This is a genomic window from Acidimicrobiales bacterium, assembly GCA_035512495.1.
GTDB lineage: Bacteria > Actinomycetota > Acidimicrobiia > Acidimicrobiales > CADCSY01 > DATKDW01.
Genome location: DATKDW010000036.1, coordinates 1 through 17,560, shown reverse-complemented (window position 1 = coordinate 17,560; position 17,560 = coordinate 1). Strand labels below are relative to the sequence as shown.

18 protein-coding genes are annotated in these 17,560 nt (G+C 71.3%); 6 read left to right on the top strand and 12 right to left on the bottom strand.

Features of this window, described 5'->3' with window-relative positions; translation table 11 throughout:
• Positions 1–6: 6 nt before the first annotated feature.
• Entirely contained in the window at positions 7–204 is a 198-nt protein-coding gene (locus VMN58_04375; GenBank protein ID HUF32429.1) for a ferredoxin, read from the bottom strand.
• Positions 201–1,427, bottom strand: a complete 1,227-nt coding sequence (locus tag VMN58_04370; GenBank protein HUF32428.1) for a cytochrome P450 — start codon at positions 1,425–1,427, stop codon at positions 201–203. Before VMN58_04370 ends, VMN58_04375 begins: the two co-directional genes overlap by 4 nt.
• 168 nt (positions 1,428–1,595) lie before the next feature.
• On the opposite strand from VMN58_04370, the gene VMN58_04365 reads away from it, so the two are divergent.
• Positions 1,596–2,003, top strand: a complete 408-nt coding sequence (locus VMN58_04365; GenBank protein ID HUF32427.1) for a pyridoxamine 5'-phosphate oxidase family protein — start codon at positions 1,596–1,598, stop codon at positions 2,001–2,003.
• Positions 2,004–2,044: 41 nt separating this feature from the next.
• Here the strand turns inward: VMN58_04365 and VMN58_04360 are convergent, their stop codons facing one another.
• Entirely contained in the window at positions 2,045–2,842 is a 798-nt protein-coding gene (locus tag VMN58_04360; protein ID HUF32426.1) for a universal stress protein, read from the bottom strand.
• A gap of 158 nt (positions 2,843–3,000) precedes the next feature.
• Here VMN58_04360 and VMN58_04355 point away from each other — a divergent pair, with 158 nt between their 5' ends.
• Complete coding sequence (locus VMN58_04355) at positions 3,001–3,654, top strand: universal stress protein (GenBank protein HUF32425.1); 654 nt, start codon at positions 3,001–3,003, stop codon at positions 3,652–3,654.
• 23 nt (positions 3,655–3,677) lie between these two features.
• On the opposite strand, the gene VMN58_04350 is transcribed toward VMN58_04355, so the two are convergent.
• Both VMN58_04350 and VMN58_04345 read right to left on the bottom strand, forming a co-directional pair.
• Positions 3,678–5,156 carry an AAA family ATPase gene (locus tag VMN58_04350; GenBank protein ID HUF32424.1) on the bottom strand — a complete coding sequence of 493 codons (1,479 nt, stop codon included), beginning with the start codon at positions 5,154–5,156 and terminating at the stop codon, positions 3,678–3,680.
• A 53-nt stretch (positions 5,157–5,209) separates the two neighbouring features.
• The gene (locus VMN58_04345) at positions 5,210–5,641 is read right to left on the bottom strand and encodes a pyridoxamine 5'-phosphate oxidase family protein (GenBank protein HUF32423.1); all 432 of its coding nucleotides are present in this window, start codon (positions 5,639–5,641) and stop codon (positions 5,210–5,212) included.
• Between the two features lie 127 nt (positions 5,642–5,768).
• Here VMN58_04345 and VMN58_04340 point away from each other — a divergent pair, with 127 nt between their 5' ends.
• Positions 5,769–6,440 carry a DUF4230 domain-containing protein gene (locus VMN58_04340; protein ID HUF32422.1) on the top strand — a complete coding sequence of 224 codons (672 nt, stop codon included), beginning with the start codon at positions 5,769–5,771 and terminating at the stop codon, positions 6,438–6,440.
• Between the two features lie 9 nt (positions 6,441–6,449).
• On the opposite strand, the gene VMN58_04335 is transcribed toward VMN58_04340, so the two are convergent.
• Positions 6,450–7,715, bottom strand: coding sequence for an FAD-dependent oxidoreductase (locus VMN58_04335; GenBank protein ID HUF32421.1), 1,266 nt, complete (start codon positions 7,713–7,715; stop codon positions 6,450–6,452).
• Between the two features lie 145 nt (positions 7,716–7,860).
• Here VMN58_04335 and VMN58_04330 point away from each other — a divergent pair, with 145 nt between their 5' ends.
• The 3 genes from VMN58_04330 (at position 7,861) to VMN58_04320 (ending at position 13,137) form a co-directional block, all read left to right on the top strand.
• Positions 7,861–9,384 (top strand): DEAD/DEAH box helicase, encoded by a 1,524-nt coding sequence (locus VMN58_04330; GenBank protein HUF32420.1) that lies wholly within the window; start codon positions 7,861–7,863, stop codon positions 9,382–9,384.
• 9 nt (positions 9,385–9,393) lie between these two features.
• Positions 9,394–9,729, top strand: coding sequence for a hypothetical protein (locus tag VMN58_04325; GenBank protein HUF32419.1), 336 nt, complete (start codon positions 9,394–9,396; stop codon positions 9,727–9,729).
• Between the two features lie 111 nt (positions 9,730–9,840).
• On the top strand, positions 9,841–13,137 hold the full coding sequence (locus VMN58_04320) for an AAA family ATPase (protein HUF32418.1): 3,297 nt from the start codon (positions 9,841–9,843) through the stop codon (positions 13,135–13,137).
• A 180-nt stretch (positions 13,138–13,317) separates the two neighbouring features.
• On the opposite strand, the gene VMN58_04315 is transcribed toward VMN58_04320, so the two are convergent.
• The 6 genes from VMN58_04315 to VMN58_04290 all read right to left on the bottom strand — a co-directional run.
• A complete protein-coding gene (locus tag VMN58_04315) occupies positions 13,318–13,521 on the bottom strand; it encodes a hypothetical protein (GenBank protein ID HUF32417.1) in 204 nt (67 codons plus the stop codon).
• A complete protein-coding gene (locus tag VMN58_04310) occupies positions 13,518–14,600 on the bottom strand; it encodes a nucleotidyltransferase domain-containing protein (GenBank protein HUF32416.1) in 1,083 nt (360 codons plus the stop codon). The genes VMN58_04315 and VMN58_04310 overlap by 4 nt, the downstream gene beginning before the upstream one ends.
• A gap of 210 nt (positions 14,601–14,810) precedes the next feature.
• On the bottom strand, positions 14,811–15,404 hold the full coding sequence (locus VMN58_04305) for a Swt1 family HEPN domain-containing protein (protein ID HUF32415.1): 594 nt from the start codon (positions 15,402–15,404) through the stop codon (positions 14,811–14,813).
• Complete coding sequence (locus VMN58_04300; protein HUF32414.1) at positions 15,401–16,033, bottom strand: DUF5343 domain-containing protein; 633 nt, start codon at positions 16,031–16,033, stop codon at positions 15,401–15,403. Before VMN58_04300 ends, VMN58_04305 begins: the two co-directional genes overlap by 4 nt.
• 68 nt (positions 16,034–16,101) lie before the next feature.
• On the bottom strand, positions 16,102–16,971 hold the full coding sequence (locus VMN58_04295; GenBank protein HUF32413.1) for a hypothetical protein: 870 nt from the start codon (positions 16,969–16,971) through the stop codon (positions 16,102–16,104).
• Positions 16,972–16,983: 12 nt separating this feature from the next.
• A partial coding sequence (locus VMN58_04290; protein ID HUF32412.1) for an SAM-dependent methyltransferase occupies positions 16,984–17,560 on the bottom strand: 577 nt, incomplete at its 5' end.

The following is a 17,560-nucleotide window of genomic DNA, read 5'->3' as shown; positions in this document are numbered from 1 at the left end:
GGCGCCTCAGGACTCGTCGATCTCGATGGCGAACTCGGGGCAGTTGTCGGCTGCGAGGCGGGCGTCGTCCTCCCTGCCCGGGGCGACGGTGCCGTCGCCGCGGACCACGGCGTTGCCGATGTCGTCGCTCTCGAACAGGTCGGGGGCGAGCGAGTAGCAACGGCCGTGGCCCTGGCACTTGTCGTCGATCACGCGCACCTTCATGAGAACACCACCGGGAGGGAGCGGGGGCCGCGCACCTGGCCGCCGGCCCAGGTGACCTCCCGGCCCTCCTCGAGGGAGAACTCGGGGACCACGCGGAGCCACTCCTCGATGGCCACCCGGAGCTCCATGCGGGCGAGGTTCGAGCCTGCACAGCGGTGGATGCCGGCGCCGAAGGCGATGTGACGGTTCTTGGCCCGGTCGAGGATGACCTCGTCGGCCCGCTCGAAGACCTCCGGGTCGCGGTTGGCCGAGGGGAACGACAGGAGCACCCGCTCGCCCTCCTTCATCGGGCAGCCGTTGACCTCGGCGTCCTGCTTGACGACGCGGGCCATGGTGACCGGCGAGTACGCCCGCAGCAGCTCCTCGACCGCGAGCGGCATGATCTCGGGCTCGGCAACCAGGCGACGGCGGTCCTCGGGGTGTGTGGCGAGGTGCCACAGGGCCGAACCGATGGCCGACCAGGTCGTGTCGATCCCGGCGATCAAGATGAGCATGCCGGTGCCGAGGATGTGGAAGTCGGGCACGGGCTCGCCGTCGACCTCGGCGGCGAGCAGCTCGGAGATGATGTCGTCGCCAGGGTGCTCCTTGCGCTTGCCGAGCTCCTCGAAGAGGTAGGTGATGATCTCCTTGAACGCCTGCTGGCGCACTGCGGGGTCGGTGGCACCGATCTCGAGCGCTCCCCGCACCCAGGTGGTGAAGGTGTCCGACATGGAGTCGGGGATGCCGAGCATCTTGGCGATGATCCGGACCGGGATCTGCTGCGAGTACCCGACCGCCGCGTCGCCCCGGCCGGCCGGGAGCATCTCCTCCACCAGGCTGCGACACAGGTCCCGGGTGATCGGCTCGTACTTCTCGACCGCCTTGGGGGCGAACATCGGCAGGATGAGGCGCCGGGCCCACTGGTGCTCGGGCGGGTCGGAGGTGATCGGCGGGGCGGACACGTCGCCGCCGAGCGCCAGCATCATCTCCTCACCCTCGCCCCCGTCGTACTCGGGCGGCGGCGTCACCAGGACCTCCCGCGAGGAGAAGTGGTCTGTGTCGTGGGCCACGGCGGAGACGTCCTCGTAGCGGGTCGGCATCCAGGACCCACCCCAGCGCTCGGTGTGCGGCACCGGACACTCCTGGCGGAGCTCGTCCCAGATCGGGAACGGGTCGGAGACGTAGCGCGGATCGAAGATGTCGTAGTCGTCGGCCCAGCTGGGCGTCGGATCGGTCGTGGTCACTGCAGGCCCCCTCGGACGTGGTTCATCGCAGACCCTAGAGACACCGGGCTGGATCCGTCTCATCGTCGCGCACCTGGTCCTCCTCGCGCACGCGTGCCGCGGCGCCGGGGCCCGGAAAGGGACCTTCGGCCCTGGTCGGCGAGCGACCGGTCGCCGATGCTTCCCGCCGTGGACCTCGACCGGAACAGCCTCACGGTGCTCGAGCGCGACGAGTGCCTGCGCCTGCTCGCCGGAGCCCGCCTCGGGCGCATCGGCCTCACCTCGGGTGCACTGCCGGTCGTCCTCCCCGTGAACTTCTTCCTCGACGTCGACCGGATCCTCGTGCGGACCGGCTACGGCACCAAGCTCGAAGCCGCCTCCAGGAACACCGTCGTCGCCTTCGAGGTCGACGACTTCGATCCCTTCGACCACTCGGGTTGGAGCGTCGTCGTCACCGGCATGGCACGGGTCATCGACGACCCGGCCGAGCTGGAGGACCTGGCGACGACACCGATCCCGCGCTGGGCCCCGGGCGACGACGAACGCATCATCGCCATCTCGACCGAGATGGTCACCGGGCGACGGCTCGGCGTCTGACTTCGGCGCGATCAGGGGCGCCCAGCCGGCGGTGCGGCCTCTCAGTCCCGTGGGTGGAGCACGAGGAGGGGTGAGGTCGCGTCGTGGGCCACCTGCATGGCCACACTGCCCAGCACGGCGCGCTGGATGCCGGAGCGACCGTGGGTGGTCAGCGCGACGAGCGAGCCGGGCGACCCCGACACGTGGTCCGTGATCACCGTTGCGGGGTCGGTCCCGTGCAGCACGTCCCACTCGACGTCAACCTTGCCCTCGGCCTCCACCTGCCGGGCAGTGCGCTGGAGGTAGGCGCTCTCCACGAGGTCCCCCCGGCTGGTGGGCATCTCACCGCCGGTCGCCTGGACCAGCCACAGGGGAACACCGAGGGCTTCGGCCCACTCGGCGGCGGGCGCCAGCACCCGCTCGGCGAGGGATGAGCCGTCGAGGCAAGCCGTCACCCGGCCGAAGGTGAGGCGCTCGGCGCAACGGGGCCCCACCAGCAGCACGTGCCGATCGGCCCCCCGCACCACCACTTCGCTCACGGTGCCCAGGAAGAGACGTCGGACCATGCCGTGCCCGTGGGTCCCCATGCAGACGATCGTTCCCGGCACCCCCTCAGCGCGCTGCAGGATCACCTCGGCGGGGTCGCCACCGACCACCACCTCCCTCCCCGCCAACGGCAGGGACGTGCGCTCCCCCACCTCGCTCAGGTACTCCTCGAGTGCCTGACGGTCGTCATCTGACGGGACCACCGTCAACAGCTCGACCTTGACGCCTCGCCGTCGGGCCAGCGCACCGGCCGGACCGAGCGCGGCCTCGGCTCGCGTGGAGCCGTCGAGTGGGACGAGGAATCCGCTGATCATCGCATTGCCTCCTGGAGATCTGACACACCCTGAGGATGCGGCCCCTGGTGGGGCGCGGCCAGAGTCGAAGGTCACGAGCCCCAATGGGGCGCGCAGTCCCTTCCGATGACGACCAAAGACCCTGCCGGCACCCACCGCGCCAGGACGATGATGGGGCCATGACGACGCTCCTGGTCTTCCTCGTGCTCTGGTTCGCCACCGGCGTCGTCCTGGCGCTGGCCATGCGCCGCCGCGGCCACAGCCTGGTCCCGTGGCTCGGCCTCGGCCTCGGCTTCGGCCCCTTCGCGATCGCGCTCGCCGTCGATGCCGCCCACGGCGAAGGCCAGTACGGAGTCCAGCTGGTCGCATCTCCGGGGGCGATGGGTGGCGGAAGGGTCGACGTCCTGGTGGGCTGCGACGGCTCGACCCACAGCGAGGCAGCCCTGCGCCGGGTGGTCGACATGCTCGACGACCGCATCGGCCGGCTCACCCTCGCCGCGGTGATCGACTACGACGCCGCCGGCGGCGGTCCCCAGTGGGAGTCCGAGAACCTCGGGGCCCGACGCTCGCTCGAGCGGGCGATGAGCCAGTCCCCGATGCCGGTCACGGAGGCGATCGTCCTCAACGGGCGGGTGGCCGACGCCCTCACCGGCTACGCCATCGACAACGGCTACGACCTGCTCGTGGCCGGGGCCAGGGGCGCCGGGCTCTCCAAGGCGCTGCTCGGCAGCGTGGCGGCGAAGCTCTCCCGTGCCGTCAGCGTCCCGATCCTCCTCGTGGCCGAGCCGTCGGCACCCGTGGGGACCGACGGCGTCGCTGCGCACGCCTCCTGAGGCAGCCGTGGGTCGAAGCTCGTCTACTGCAACGAGGAGACGGCGGCCAGGGCGAGGTCGAGCGCCGCTCGGGGATCGGCGGCGGTGTCCACCGTCGTCGCCTCCGGCCACGGGTCGCGGTCCGATGCCATCGCCGCCCCGATGGCTGGATCGGCATCGGAGGCGTCGCCTCCCTGCCGGGCCCTCGCCAGGAGGCGGGCGGAGGTCACCTCGACCGGGGCGTCACAGCGCAGCTCGACGACGTCGCTGTTCGTGCCGGCGCCCGTCTCCCGCGCCCACCCGCGGTGGCGCGCCTGCGACCACGACGCGTCGAGCACCACGGTCTCGCCGGAGCGTAGGGCCGAGCCGGCACGGGCCAGCGCCTCCCGGTACGCCGCGGCGGTGTGCTCGGCCCGGTAGATCCCCTCGCCGTAAGCGGCGCCGGCGGGCTGGGTAGCGGGCAGGCCGGCGAGCTCCTTTCTGACCTCGTCGGTCCGCAGCACCACGGCGCCGAGGGCACGCCCGATCCCGGCAGCAAGGGTTGACTTGCCGGTGCCCGGCAGGCCACCGACCAGGACGAGTCGCACTCGGGCCGCCTCGAGGTGTCGACGCGCCAGGGTCAGGCGCCGCTCTGCCTCCTCCCCCGCGCCCTCGCCACCCTGGCCGGCCCGGATCGTCGCCACCTTGGCGCGGACCTGTGCCCGGTAGGCGATGTGGTGGTGAGCGAGCGACGCCGGCCACTCGTCACCGGCGGCGGCCCGATACACCTCGAGGAGGCGCGTACCGAGGTCCGGCCGACCGAGGTGCTCGAGGTCCATGGCCAGGAAGGCGACATCGGCGAGGCCATCGCCGTACCGGAGCTCGTCGTCGAACTCGATGCAGTCGAGGATCCGCGGGCCGTCGTCGAGGCAGAAGATGTCGTCGGCCAGCAGGTCGCCGTGGCCGTCGCACGCCCGACCGGCCAGGACCCGTTGCTCGAACAGCTCACTCCGGCCGGCGAGGTACCTCGCCGCGAGGGCGTCCACCCGCTCGACGTCTTCCGCGGGGACCAGGCGGCCAGCCTCCTTCCGCAGCACCGCAGTGTTCGCCGCCCAGCGGCCGGCCGCCGCCGCCGCTGCGGCCGCGGCATCGGCAGCTGGACACCGTTCGGCCCGACCGTGGAACGACGCCATCGTCCGTGCCACGGCATCGACCTGGTCGTCCACATCGACCCCGGCCGTCACGAGCGTCGACAGGCGACGGCTGGACGGCATGCGACGCATCACCACCAGGTGGTCGCAGAGCTCGCCCGACGTGCCCGTGACGTCGGCCACCCCCAGGTACACGTCGGGGGCCAGACGCCGGTTCAGCTCGACCTCTCGGCGACAGACAGCCTGGCGGGCCTCACGGGTCGTGAAGTCGAGGAATCCGAGGTCGAGCGGTTTCTTGAGCTTGTAGGCCCGGTCGCCGAGCAGGAAGACGACCCCGGAGTGGGTCTCGGCGACCGCGGGCGAGACGTCGACAGAGGACCCGTCGTCGCTCACCGATCCACCGCCACCTGGTCGCATCGCTCCTCCGGGCCCGCCGGCCAACGACGTCAGCCGAGGTAGACGTCGGTCATCGCCGGCACCATCCTGCGGCCCGTGACGAGATCCGTCGAGATCTCGATGATCCGAGCGCTCCCGTCGAGCATCCACCGGCCGACCGGGGTGGCTCGCAGCGCCAGCAGCTCGGCGGCATCGCAGATCGGCCGGGCGACACCGATGACCACCACGCTCCAACCCCGCTCGCCGCTGGGGTCGAGGTCGTCGGCCTCGAAGGCGACGACGGCCTCGGCCGTGGCTGCCTCGAGCTCACCGCCCTCACAGGCCCGCACGACGATCCGGTCACCGTCGATGAAGAAGCTGACCGGCACGACCGTCGGGAGGGCACGCGACGTGATGGCGACCCGCCCCACGGTGGCGGTGCCCAGGAGACGCATGCACTCGTCCCGACCGGGCACTTCGCGACCGTTCCTGTCGAGGTCCATGTCGCCATCATCCGCTCGGCGCCCCCGAGCGATCAGAGTCCAAGGTCCTCCCGGTGGCGCCGAGGGTCACCGCCCTTCGCACCTCCCGGGGCGGTCGCGACGTCCCGAAGCTGGGTAGGGGGTCTCCGTGAGAGAAGACTCCTCCCGCCGCCGCCCCGTCCTCAGCCGAGTGGTCAGCCTCGCCCTCGTGGCGGTGATGGTGCTCGTCGCCGCCGGCTGGGTGGTCGGAATGTTTCCTTCCATCAGCAACCCCTTTCGCTCGGAGCGGGTCGACCGCACCCAACCCTCGCTCCTGGAGGCGATCGGGGACCTGAGCGAGTACCGGGCGGCAACGGGCCAGTTCCAGGTCATCGTCGACGTCGAGGACCGCACCCGCTTCGTCCCGACCTTCATCCGGGGCGAGCGCACCACCTTCCTGGCGGGGGGCAACGTCGCGGCCGGGGTCGACTTCTCCGGGCTCGACGAGGACGCCATCGAGGTCAGCGAGGACGGCCGAACGGTGCGCATCACCCTGCCCGCCGCGGAGCTGGCCGATCCCGTGATCGAGCCCGAACGCAGCTTCGTCATCAACCGTGAACGCGGCGCTCTCGACCGGATCGGCTCGGTCCTCTCCGACAGCCCGACCTCGGAGCGGGAGCTGTACCTGCTCGCAGCCGACGAGCTGGCCGAGGCGGCACGTCAGTCGGGCCTCCGCGAGCGGGCAGAGCAGAACACCCGGGAGATGCTGGAGACGATGCTGCGCTCCCTCGGCTACGAGCGCGTCACCGTGGTCTTCAACGACCCGAGCCAGCGGAGCTGACCGACCACCTCAACGGCCCACGCCGTCGCCGCCGATGATCGCCCCGCCGGCGCGCAGGTCGGCCCGCAGGGCGTCCACGTCGACGGCGTGCACGTCTCCGCCGGGAGCGGCCAGCGCCGCGGCGACACCGGCGGCCTCCCCCGTCGCCATCGCCGCCGGGATCTCCTTGGTGGCCTGATGGACGTAGCGCGTGGTCGAGATGCAGCGCCCCGCCACCAGGAGGTTCGACGACACCGGCGTCCGCAGGCAGCGGTAGGGCACGTCGTAGACGACCTTTCGCCGGGTCCAGTGCCCGGTCTGGGCGACCGAGTCGGCAAAGCGGACGTCACCCTCCTCCTTGGTCAGCACGTGGTGGCCCACGAGCCGCCGGCTCTCGGTCACCCCGAGGAGCCGGGCGTGGTCGTCGAGCCAGGAATCGGCGAACCCGGGCGCACCGGCCCGCAGGGATTCGAAGGCGGCCCGGCCGGACACCCGTCCGGTGACGAGCGCCTCGGTCACCTGATCCGGGTCGCATGCGTCGACCCGGCCCTCGCCCGGACCCCAGGGGACGAGGACCCGCCCCGCCCCGGTGGTGCGGAACCAGAGCCCAGGCTCCCGCTCCGCCTCGTCCATGTCGACGCCGCCGACGCGGAACCAGAGGTGGGCCGGCGTGGCGACACGCTCGTGCTCGGCGCCGGCAGCCACGAAGACATCCCCGTCGCCGGTGGCGTCGACCACCACCGACGGACAGATGGCCTCGCGACCGGCCTTCGACTCCACCAGCACGGCGTCGATCCGCCCGCCCCCGTCGAGCAGGACGTCGGCGAACCAGGTGTGCAGGCGCAGGCGGACCTGCCCCTGGCCGAGCAGGTCGTGGGCCACGTCGATGAACGCCTCGGGGTCGAAGGCCACCGAGTAGCGCACGGCCTCCGGCGGGGCGCCCCAGACCAGGCCCCACCGGCGCCAGTGGTCGACGAGGGCGGGATCGTCACGGTTCCACTCCTCTGCCGACGGGAAGCGGGCGTGGCCTCCCGCCTCCAGCCGGTCCACCACCTCCTGGCAGATGCCGGCCACCACCTGGGTGCCGGCGCCGTCGTCCATGGTGAGCAGCAGGTTGATGAGGCCGAGGCTCGCCAGGCCGCCCAGGAAGCCGGAGCCCTCCACCAACATGGTGTCCGCCCCCCGGCGGGCGGCCGCGGTGGCGGCGGCGATGCCCGCTGCGCCCCCACCCACGACCAGCACGTCGGGCCGGGCGACCACCGGCACGTCGCGGGCAGGTTCCCGAACGATGTCCACGCCCTGCATCCTGCCTGATGACCTGATCGCGAGTTCTGACCACCCTCCCGGTACGATCGAGAACGAGCTTCTGCCTTGGTGCCGGCGCTCGGGTGTCGCACACGGTGCGTGCACCCTGACCCCACACACGCAGAAGGAACCCTCCATGACCACGCCTGACCGACCGCGCCGCCGGCGCCGCCCCGACCATGCCGGTCGCCCGTCGCGGCCCGCGACCGACCGCCACTCCGCCCCCGGCCGGCCCCGCGCCACCGCGACACCCACCCCTCCGGTCGTGCTCGACCCCGACGCCACCTTCGCCAGCCTGGGCGTCCCGACCCCGCTCGTCGCCGAGCTGGTGCGTCAGGGGATCGAGTCGCCCTTCCCCATCCAGGTGGCCACGTTGCCCGACACCCTCGCCGGACGCGACGTCCTCGGCCGTGGTCGCACGGGCAGCGGCAAGACCCTGGCCTTCAGCCTCCCGATGGTGAGCCGCCTGACCGGTGGGTCCCGCCGGGCCCGCCAGCCCCGCGCCCTCGTGCTCGTGCCCACCCGCGAGCTGGCCAACCAGGTGCTCGCCGTCGTCGCGCCGCTCGCCAACGCCGCCCGGCTGACCTCCACGGTCGTCTTCGGTGGTGTCGGCCAGAACCCCCAGGTCAAGGCGCTCGCACGCGGAGTCGACATCCTCATCGCCTGTCCCGGCCGCCTGGAGGACCTCATCGGCCAGGGTCACTGCGACCTCTCGGCCGTCGAGATCACCGTCCTCGACGAGGCCGACCACATGGCCGACCTCGGGTTCCTCCCGTGCGTGAAGCGCATCCTCGACCAGACCCCCGGCAACGGGCAGCGGATGCTGTTCTCGGCCACCCTCGACAACGGTGTCGACGTGCTCGTCCGCCGCTACCTGCACGAGCCCACCACCCACTCGGTCGACCCCGTGGTCGCCCCGGTGTCGACGATGACCCACCACGTCTTCTCGGTCAGCGCCGCCGACAAGCCCAAGGTGGTCCACGAGCTCGCCGCCGGCCACGAGCGCAGCCTGCTGTTCATGCGGACCAAGCACACCGCCAAGAAGCTGGCCAAGCAGCTCACGGCTGCCGGCATCCCGGCCGTCGACCTCCACGGCAACCTCAGCCAGCGCAAGCGCGAGCAGAACCTGGCGGCGTTCACCGACGGGAGCGCCCGCGTGCTCGTCGCCACCGACATCGCCGCCCGCGGCATCCACGTCGACGACATCGCCCTCGTGGTCCACGTCGACCCGCCGACCGAGCACAAGGCGTACCTCCACCGCTCGGGTCGCACGGCACGAGCCGGGGCGGGGGGCACCGTCATCACCCTGGCCATGCCCGACCAGGCCCGCGACGTGCGCAACCTCGCCAAGCAGGCGGGGATCCGCCCCAGCACCGTCACGGTCCAACCGGGAGCCGCCGAGATCGGCGAGCTCGTCGGCCCTCCGGCCCCCTACGTCACCCCCCCGGTGGTCGTCGACGAGCCGGTCCGCCAGCCTCGCGGGAACAGCGGCCGGCGAAGCGCCCGCACCAAGAGCACGACGGCCACGAGCGGCGCGCCCAAGCGCGGGGGTCGCTCCGGCGGCGGCGGTCGTGGGGGCGCCAACGCCCCCGCCCGGACCCGTGCCGAGCTCGCCGCCCGCGCCGGTCAGCAGCCGCCACGCCGCCGCTCGGGGCGCTGAGGCTCCGCCGTGGCCTTCGGCCAGCAATCGGGGCCTCCGGCCTCGGCCCGGCAGATCAAGGAGCTGCTCGGCCTCCTCCAGGAGGCCGGCCACGTGGACTTCCGTGACGCCCGGGGCCCGATGGGCTTCACCCAGCGCCAGGCCGGAGGGAAGTTCACCACCGACGAGGCGACGGCGTTCATCGACCAGCTGCTCCGGGAGGCCGAGTCGGGCGATGGCGAGGGCACGCAGCCCCCACCGGCGCCCCGGCTGACCAACAACGAGCGCGTCCTGCGCAAGCTCCCCGCCGAGATGCTCGCTGCGGAGCTGCAACGTCGGGGCTGGGTCGTCGTCGAACCCGGGTAGAGGATCGTCCCCACCGCTTACGCACCGGGGGAGATTCAGACCATGTCAGCGGGGCGCCGTCACCAGGTGGAGCGCTACGCTGAGCTGCTGAGGATTTCGGGAAGGGCGGCCGTGCCCGGTGCGACGACGACGATCACCGTGCTCGTGACCGACCTCGTTGGGTCGACCGAGTTGCTGCGCCACGGCGCAGAGGGATACGACGAGATCCGCCGGACACATCTCGCCGCCGTGCGCGACGCCCTGGGTGCCCACCACGGCGAGGAGGTGAAGTCCACCGGCGACGGCGTGCTCGCCACGTTCGTCAGTGCAGCCGACGCCGTGGCGTGCGCCGGCGCCGTCCAGCAAGCCGTCACCCGACTGCGCCGGCGCGACCCCCGTAGCCCGGCGGTCCGGGTCGGCGTGGCGTGCGGTGAGGCCACGCCCGAGGACGGCGACTGGTACGGGCCGCCCGTGATCGAGGCGTCCCGGCTCTGCGGAGCCGCCGAGGGGGGCCAGGTGCTGCTGTCCGGGCTGGTCCCGATGCTCGTCGGTGACCGCGGGAACCACACCTTCGCCCTCCTCGGTGAGCGCCACCTGAAGGGCTTCGACGCTCCCACCACGGTGGTTGAGCTTGCCTGGTCGCCGACTGCCGACCCCGACCAGCCTCCCCTCCCGCCCGCGGCCGAGCAGGCCGGTACTGGGTTCCTCGTGGGCCGCGACGCCGAGCTGGACGAGCTCCTCGGTGCCTGGAAGCAGGCCGCAGCGGGTGAGCGCCGGACCCTGCTTCTGGCTGGCGAGCCGGGGGTGGGCAAGACCCGCCTGGTCGGCGAGCTGGCCCGCGCCGCCCACGCCGAGGGCGCATCCGTGCTGTGGGGTCGCTGCGACGAGGAGGTCGCGGCCGCCTACCAGCCCTTCGAGGAGGCCCTGCGGCACGCGCCCGGCACCGAGCTCGGCGCACCGCTCGGCAAGGCCCGCCGAAGCGATCTCGCCCGGCTCCTCCCCGAGCTCGGTGAGGCGCCGGTCATCGACGCGACCGGCGTCGGCGCCGACCCGGAGGGCGAGCGCCTGCGCCTGTTCGACGCGGTGGGCCAGATGCTGGTCGACGTGACCGCCCACCGTCCCGTGGTGCTGGTGCTCGACGACGTCCACTGGGGGGCCGCGCCCGCCCTCCTGCTGCTGCGTCACCTGGTGCGTGACCCCCGCCCGGCCGCCGTCCTCGTCGTCGCCACATACCGGGACACCGACCTCGACCGGACCCACCCACTCGCCGGCGTGCTCGCCGACCTGCGCCGCGCCCCGGGAGTCGTGCGCCTCTCGCTCACGGGGCTCACCGTCGAGGGGACCGCCGCGTACCTCGACGCCGCCGCTGGGGAGGCCCTGGGCGAGCGGGGCGCCGAGCTGGCCGAGGCCATCCACCGCGAGACCGAGGGCAACCCGTTCTTCGTGGAGCACGTGCTGCACCACCTCGTCGAGGTGGGCGCCCTCGCGCAGGTCGGCGGCACCTGGACCGCCACGGGGGCCGTCGCCGCCATGGGGATCCCCGAGGGCGTGCGGGAGGTCGTCGGCCGGCGCCTGTCGCGCCTGTCCGACGCTGCCAACCGGGCGCTCGCCACGGCCGCCGTCGTCGGGCGCGAGTTCGACCTGGAGACACTCGAGGCCGTGCCCGACGCCGGCGAGCCCGACCACCTGCTCGACGCCGTGGAGGAGGCCGTCGCCGCGCGCCTCGTGGACGAGTCCGGCCCGGCGGGCCGCTTCGTCTTCTCCCACTCCCTCGTGCGCCAGACGCTGCTGGCCGAGCTGACCGCGGCGCGCCAGGCCCGCCTGCACCGCCGGGTCGGCGAGGCACTGGCGGCTCGCCCGGGGGTGCCGCCCGCGCTCGTGGCCCACCACCTCTGCGCCGGCATCACTGCGGAGTCGGCCAAGCTGGCGATCTCGTGGGCCATGCAGGCGATGGACGAGAGCTGGCTTCACCTCGCCTTCGAGGAGGGGACGGCCATCGGCCAGCGTGCGATGGCCGCGCTCGAGCTGGTGGACGACCCCTCCCCGGCACTGCGGGCCGACGTCCTGCGCGGCCTTGCGACCGCGGCGCAGTACGCGGGCGACGTCGACCGCGCGAAGGCCATCGCCGACGAAGCGATCGCCCTCGCCCGCGAAGCCGGCGACGCTCCCAGCCTTTCCCGGGCCGTGCTCATCCGGGCCAGTTGGGCCCAGGCCGGCGTGCCCGACCCGGTCGTCGGCGACCTCCTGACCGAGGCGATCGAGGCGCTGGGCAGCGACGAGCGCCTCCTGCGCGCGACGCTGCTGTCGGCCCGCGCCCTGTACCGGGCGGTGAATCAGAACCTGGGCGCGGTCGCCGCCGCCGACGCCGCCGAGGCCGTCGAGATGCTCTCGGACGCGGCCCCACCCGATGACGTACTGAGCGCCGTCTTCGTGCACGCCAGCGTCCTCCAGGGCACGCCCGGCCTCGCCGCCCAACGGGCCGTGCTCGATCACATGCTCGAGGTCGAGAGGCGTGCCCCCGAGGCCGTCCAGGTCTTCAACGCCTTCCCTCGGAGCCGGATAGAGGTGGTCCTCGCCGTCCAGGCCGGTGACCGGGCCGCGGCAGACCAGGCAGTCGCCGACTGCCTCGACGTCGCCGGACGCCCCGGAGTCGGGCGGCTCCCGAAGACCATGACCGCGATGTGGCAGGCGATGCTGGCGCTGGCCGAGGGCCGTTTCGATGACGCCGAGGAGCGGGCCGCTGTGCTGCTGGAAATGGCGCCCCACGACGTCAACTTCCAGAACTCCTGGGCGGGGCTCGCCTTTCGGATCGGCCTGGAGCGCGGCCAGGCCGCCGGCCTCGTTCCCATCGTGCGCGACGCCGTGGCGGGCACCCCCGACCTCGTCGCCCTCCAGACGCTGCTCGCCCGTGCCCTGGTCGCGTCGGGCGAGCACGACGAGGCGCGGGGGCTCCTCCGGTGGCTGACGGCGGGCGGCCTCGCCGCCGTGCCGCGCGACCTCCTCTTCAGCGCCAGCCTGGTCGACCTCACCGACACGTGCGCCCTGCTCGGCGACCGGTCGGCCGCCGCCGAGCTGCACCCACTCTTGCTGCCCTACTCCGGTCAGCTCCAGGTGATGGCGTGGGGCGTGCACTGCCTGGGTGCGGTGGACCGCTACCTCGCCATGACCGAGCTGCTCCTGGGCGAGCTCGACGCCGCCGACGCCCGCTTCGCCGCCGCCCTGGAGCTCGAGGAGTCCTTCGGTGCGCCCGCGCTCGCCACGCGCACCCGCCTTTGGTGGGCCCGTCTGCTGGCGGCCCGCAACGGCCCCGGCGACGCCGACCGCGCCGCCGGGCTCGCCGCCGAGGCCGAGCGCGTCGCGCGGTCGATCGGCCAGGTCGAGGTGGCCGACTCCGCCGCGGCCTTCGCCGACCGCGGGCCCTCGGGCTGACGGCGATCAGGGGAATCGGCCGCCGAGGATGGTGTGCAGGGCCCAGAGGAACGGCTCGGGCAGGGCGCGGGCGAGGCTGACGTTGTAGCCGACAAACGCCGTCCAGTAGTTGCCTACCCGGCGCCAGGCGCCTGTCGATCGGGCCCGGGATGGCTCTCATTAGGTGTAGGTCGCGAACGTCTAGGTGGGACGTGGTGTTCGAGGGTCGTTCGTGGCTCGACGGGACTCATCGACCATGGCGACGCTCTCGATCGCGGCCGACAAGCGCATGCACACCGCGTCGAAGATCGTGTCGTCGGAGAGATCACCTCGCTCCAGGTGGCGGCGGAGGGCGGCGAGGTGCTCTCGCGCCGCCGCCACGTGCTCGAGGTCTGATCTCCTCACAGCGGAACCAGGTCCGTGGCCGCAGCGCTCCAAACGTCGAGCTTCATGAGGCGCGTTGGGACCAGTTCGACACCCACATCCAGAAGTGCCGTCAGCTCACGCTCGACCTTCGCCAAGGCGATCAGCCCCATGTCCTCGGGGATCTCCACCGCCAGATCGATGTCACTACCGGGCCCGTCCTCGCCACGCGCCACGCTTCCGAACACCGACGCCTCCCGGATGCCCTGCCGATCGAGCACCCGCCGGATCGTGACCCGGTTGGCGGCGAGCAGGAAGCCGAGGTCGCTGCGAGGAACGAATCGACCTGCACGTTCGGTCACCACCCGGTGGACGTAGGGCTGGGAGACGGAGGCCTTGGCGGCGATCTCACGTTGGGAAGCCCCTGCCACGGCTGCCCGCACCATCGCAGCTTCGAGCCTCGCGCGCGCCAGCCGTTCACCTCTGGAGGCGCGGTCGAGCGACCGTCGGCACCGCGCGACGGCCGCCAATTCCTGCTTCACCGCCTCTCCAGTCATGACTGCCCCATTTCGATAACCCAGATTATCACCATGCGTATCCCACGCGCGTGATGCTGAGGCGCTCGCCCAACGGCACGCGTCGTCGCCGACGGCGGTGGTCACGCACATCCGGTCGCCGACCACCAGGCCCTGCAGTCGACGCCACACAAGCGGGACCGGGAACCGGTGACGAGCCCCGAGACGCGCCGCTCCCGGGACATCGCGAGCCGCTTGAGTGACCCGCAGCCACGCCCCGGACTGTTCGACGACGAGGGCGGTGCGCTCATCCCAACCGTGGAGGTGGGCGGCGTCGCCGAGGTTGACCCGGCCGTCCTCATCGAGGGTCACGACGTCGAGCACCCAGTCGGGGGCGGCCATCGCCGGGGCGACGGGCAGCGCGAAGGCCTCGGCGAGCGGACGGTTGTCGGGTACCAGGGGCGCCACCGTCGCCTCCTTCGCGGCGACGCGACGGTGACGGTGCTGTGCGGTGCGGGTGCGGTTGGAGACGGCCATCGGATCGACCGTCTGCAACCACCCCGGCGTGGCAATCGCGGCCGGATCCGGGCGCGGCGACGCCGCCACCGCACCGTCAGCGGTGCCTGGCGGCGGCTGTCGTCGAGGGCCTCATTGGCACTCGGAGCGGGGCTCGACCCGGGGAGTCAACTTTGACCCCCACCACCGGGATGGCTCCCGGAACTGCGTGTCGGAGGGGGGACTGCGACCCTCACCCCACGTCAACTCGGAGTCGGTCGGTCCATCGCGTCGACCTGAGGATGGGCGTCGGCCGACGATCTACTCCATCAGCCGGAACCAGTCACGGACGGTGAGGCGAAGTCGGACCACCTCATCCTCAGCGAGACCGCTGCAGTGAGCAATCGGTCCTCGAAGGGAGTTGAGACTAGAGATCACTTTCTCCACCGCCTTCTTGCTCGAGAAGAGCGCGCCGAACAGATCCCAGTTCGTCTTGATGATCTCGCCGAGCTCCCCAAAGGTGGTGTAGTCAATCAGGTCGACGCTGCGGGGAGTCATACCCGTATCGACTTCACGTTGATGCCGAGCCTCGGCCTCGGACTTGATGTTTGGTGGAATCCGTCCTACATCCCACCAGGCCTCGCCCCCATCGCCTTCAAGCGACTCAGCGACGATCCCTCGGATGGAGTTCTCGAGCGCATAGAAGGTCTCGTAATGAGGGGCCATCTCGGCTGCCTCGGCGCGCAAGGCATGGTCGAGTTGTGGGTAGTAGTCCTCGTCGGTTGCGACGGTCTGCACATGCGACCTGCGAAGGTCCACGGCGAACTCCCTCTCGACGCGGTCGAGCTCATGCTCGACCAGCTGATTCGACAGGAAGAACAGCTTGAGCACGTGCTCGGAAGGCGTCACCTTCACTGCAGGAGGTTCTCGCGGAGGCTCTTGAATATCGCATTGAAGACCGCCACATCCGAGGTCGACGGCAGGTGGAGATTGATCGTGTAGCCGACGCTCAGACCCGATGGGAGCCGAATCTCGTTGCCAGCAGCGGGGGGCTCACCGTCGGCGAGTCCATCGTCACCGCCATCCTCCGGAGTTTCATCGTCGCTGCGAACCGCGTCGAAGCTCGCGAAGGCCTGCAGAGCGCGGAACGAGCCGAGGATCGCACCAACCGTCGAGCTCCCAGTCTCCGCCCCTGTCACCTGAATGATCAGGTCCTTGAGCTTCTTGTCGTCGAGGTCGTGTGCGTACTCGTTCACTTCGTAGAGGGCCTTGTACCCCTGACGGAGCGCGTCAGCCGCGGCCATGCCGCGTTTCGTCGACGACCGAAACTGTTTGTACCGCTCTGTGGGAGCGCCGTCGCTTCCTAGAAAGCCCGTCCGCTTCAAGAACGGAATGACGGGCCGGGCGCTGCCACCGGTCATGCTGAGCTTGGTTGAGAGGAAGTCGTGAGTAAACCGCTCAGGCGTCGCCGCTGGCTGGATCTTCTCCAGCACCTTCGTGACGTTGCCCGAAGCTGTGACGTAGGGGACCTTACCTTCGGCCATAAGGGATTCTCCTTGAGTCGCTCGACCTTGGCCTCGACCTGACCCGATCTCCGATCCGCCGCGGCCTTCTACGTATCTTCCTCGACATCAAGCTCTCGATGCTCGCGGAGCTCCCGAACTGGAACATGCATGTCGATCGGAGTGCGGTCCACCACCGCGTCCACAAGTCGGCCGAGAAACCCACCGGCAGCCAGGTCGATCGGCACGAGGTCCTGGCAAATCACGACGCCGCCGTAGTCAGGGTGATCAGTCCACTCGGCGAGGACGAGGCAGGTGGCGTCGTACACGTCCTGGTCGTCGCGGAGCTTTCTCAGCATGTCGGTGACTCGCTCCAGCGTTCCCGGCTCGTCTGCCACGGTGGATCGCATCAGCATCAGGAAGCCCATTGAAACGAGTGGATAACGGCCGCGAAGGTTCTTTGCGTCGCCGTAGGACTCCTCGAATCGATTCGGCAGGTTGTTCCGGAACGAGGAGACCATGCTCTTGGTCGACACCAGGAGCTCGGGCCCCCGCGACCACTGAGCGATCAGCACATCGACCTGCTTGACGTAGGCCCGGCCGAGCACCCGCGCATCCGACGGGGCCACCGTCTTGTTGGCGAGCACGCGCGCCTCCGCTGCCGCCCGCTCCTTCGTCGGCAACCCGCGCAGGTAGAGAGCGAGATCGCGAGGCAGAACCCGCGGCTTCGTCAGCCGGGGCCAAACCTCGTCCTCGTCGAAGCCCGCTCGACGAAGCTCGTTCGCCGTCCAGGCGTCGATCGCCTTCGCCAGCCGGCCGGTCTGCGACTCGCTTCCAGCCTCGATCGGGATGGAGATCAGCGAGGCGAGGGCGTCGAAGTCGGGGTCGAACGTCCTGCTGCCATCGCCATCGTGGACCCATGGTGAGGTCGCAGGTCGCGCCGCGAGGACCTCGCCGAACGCATCCCAGAGCTCGTCCATAGTTGTCACGGGCTACGCGACCTCTGCACGGCGGCCGGTGGACAGCACGTGACGGTCGACGCCGTAGGCCCGGCAGGCGACGCCGGTCGCCGCCTCAACGTCGCGGTGTCCGAACGCCGTCACCAGCGCCTTGCAATCCGCCGGTCGAAGACTGGCGGGATCGGGCACGCGGATCCGGCGGAGGTATTGCGCCTGGAACCGGTAGGTGCCTCCGCGCATCTTCACGCAGTAGGCGCCGATGAACAGGTTTGCCACGTCGGAGAGCATCAGCCCGCCGAGCACTTCGAGGTCCCAGCCGGATGACGTGACGTAGTACAGGTTGTGGTGCGGGTAATAGTGGCCTTCGTCTAGCACCGGGTGAGCCGACGCCTTCATCTCCGGCAGCAGCAGCTTCGGCGTGGTGCGGAGCCCGGGAGTCATTCGATCGATCGTCTTCCACCAGCGATCGGGCGCCTTCGCGGCCGTGTGGCGAGCCTTGACCCGATCTCCGTTCTGCTCCAGGTAGGCGCGGAACCGCGGCCACTGCTTGATGTCGACGAGTCCGTCGTCGTCCCACGGATTGATGAGGTAATTGCCTGCCCAGGAGATC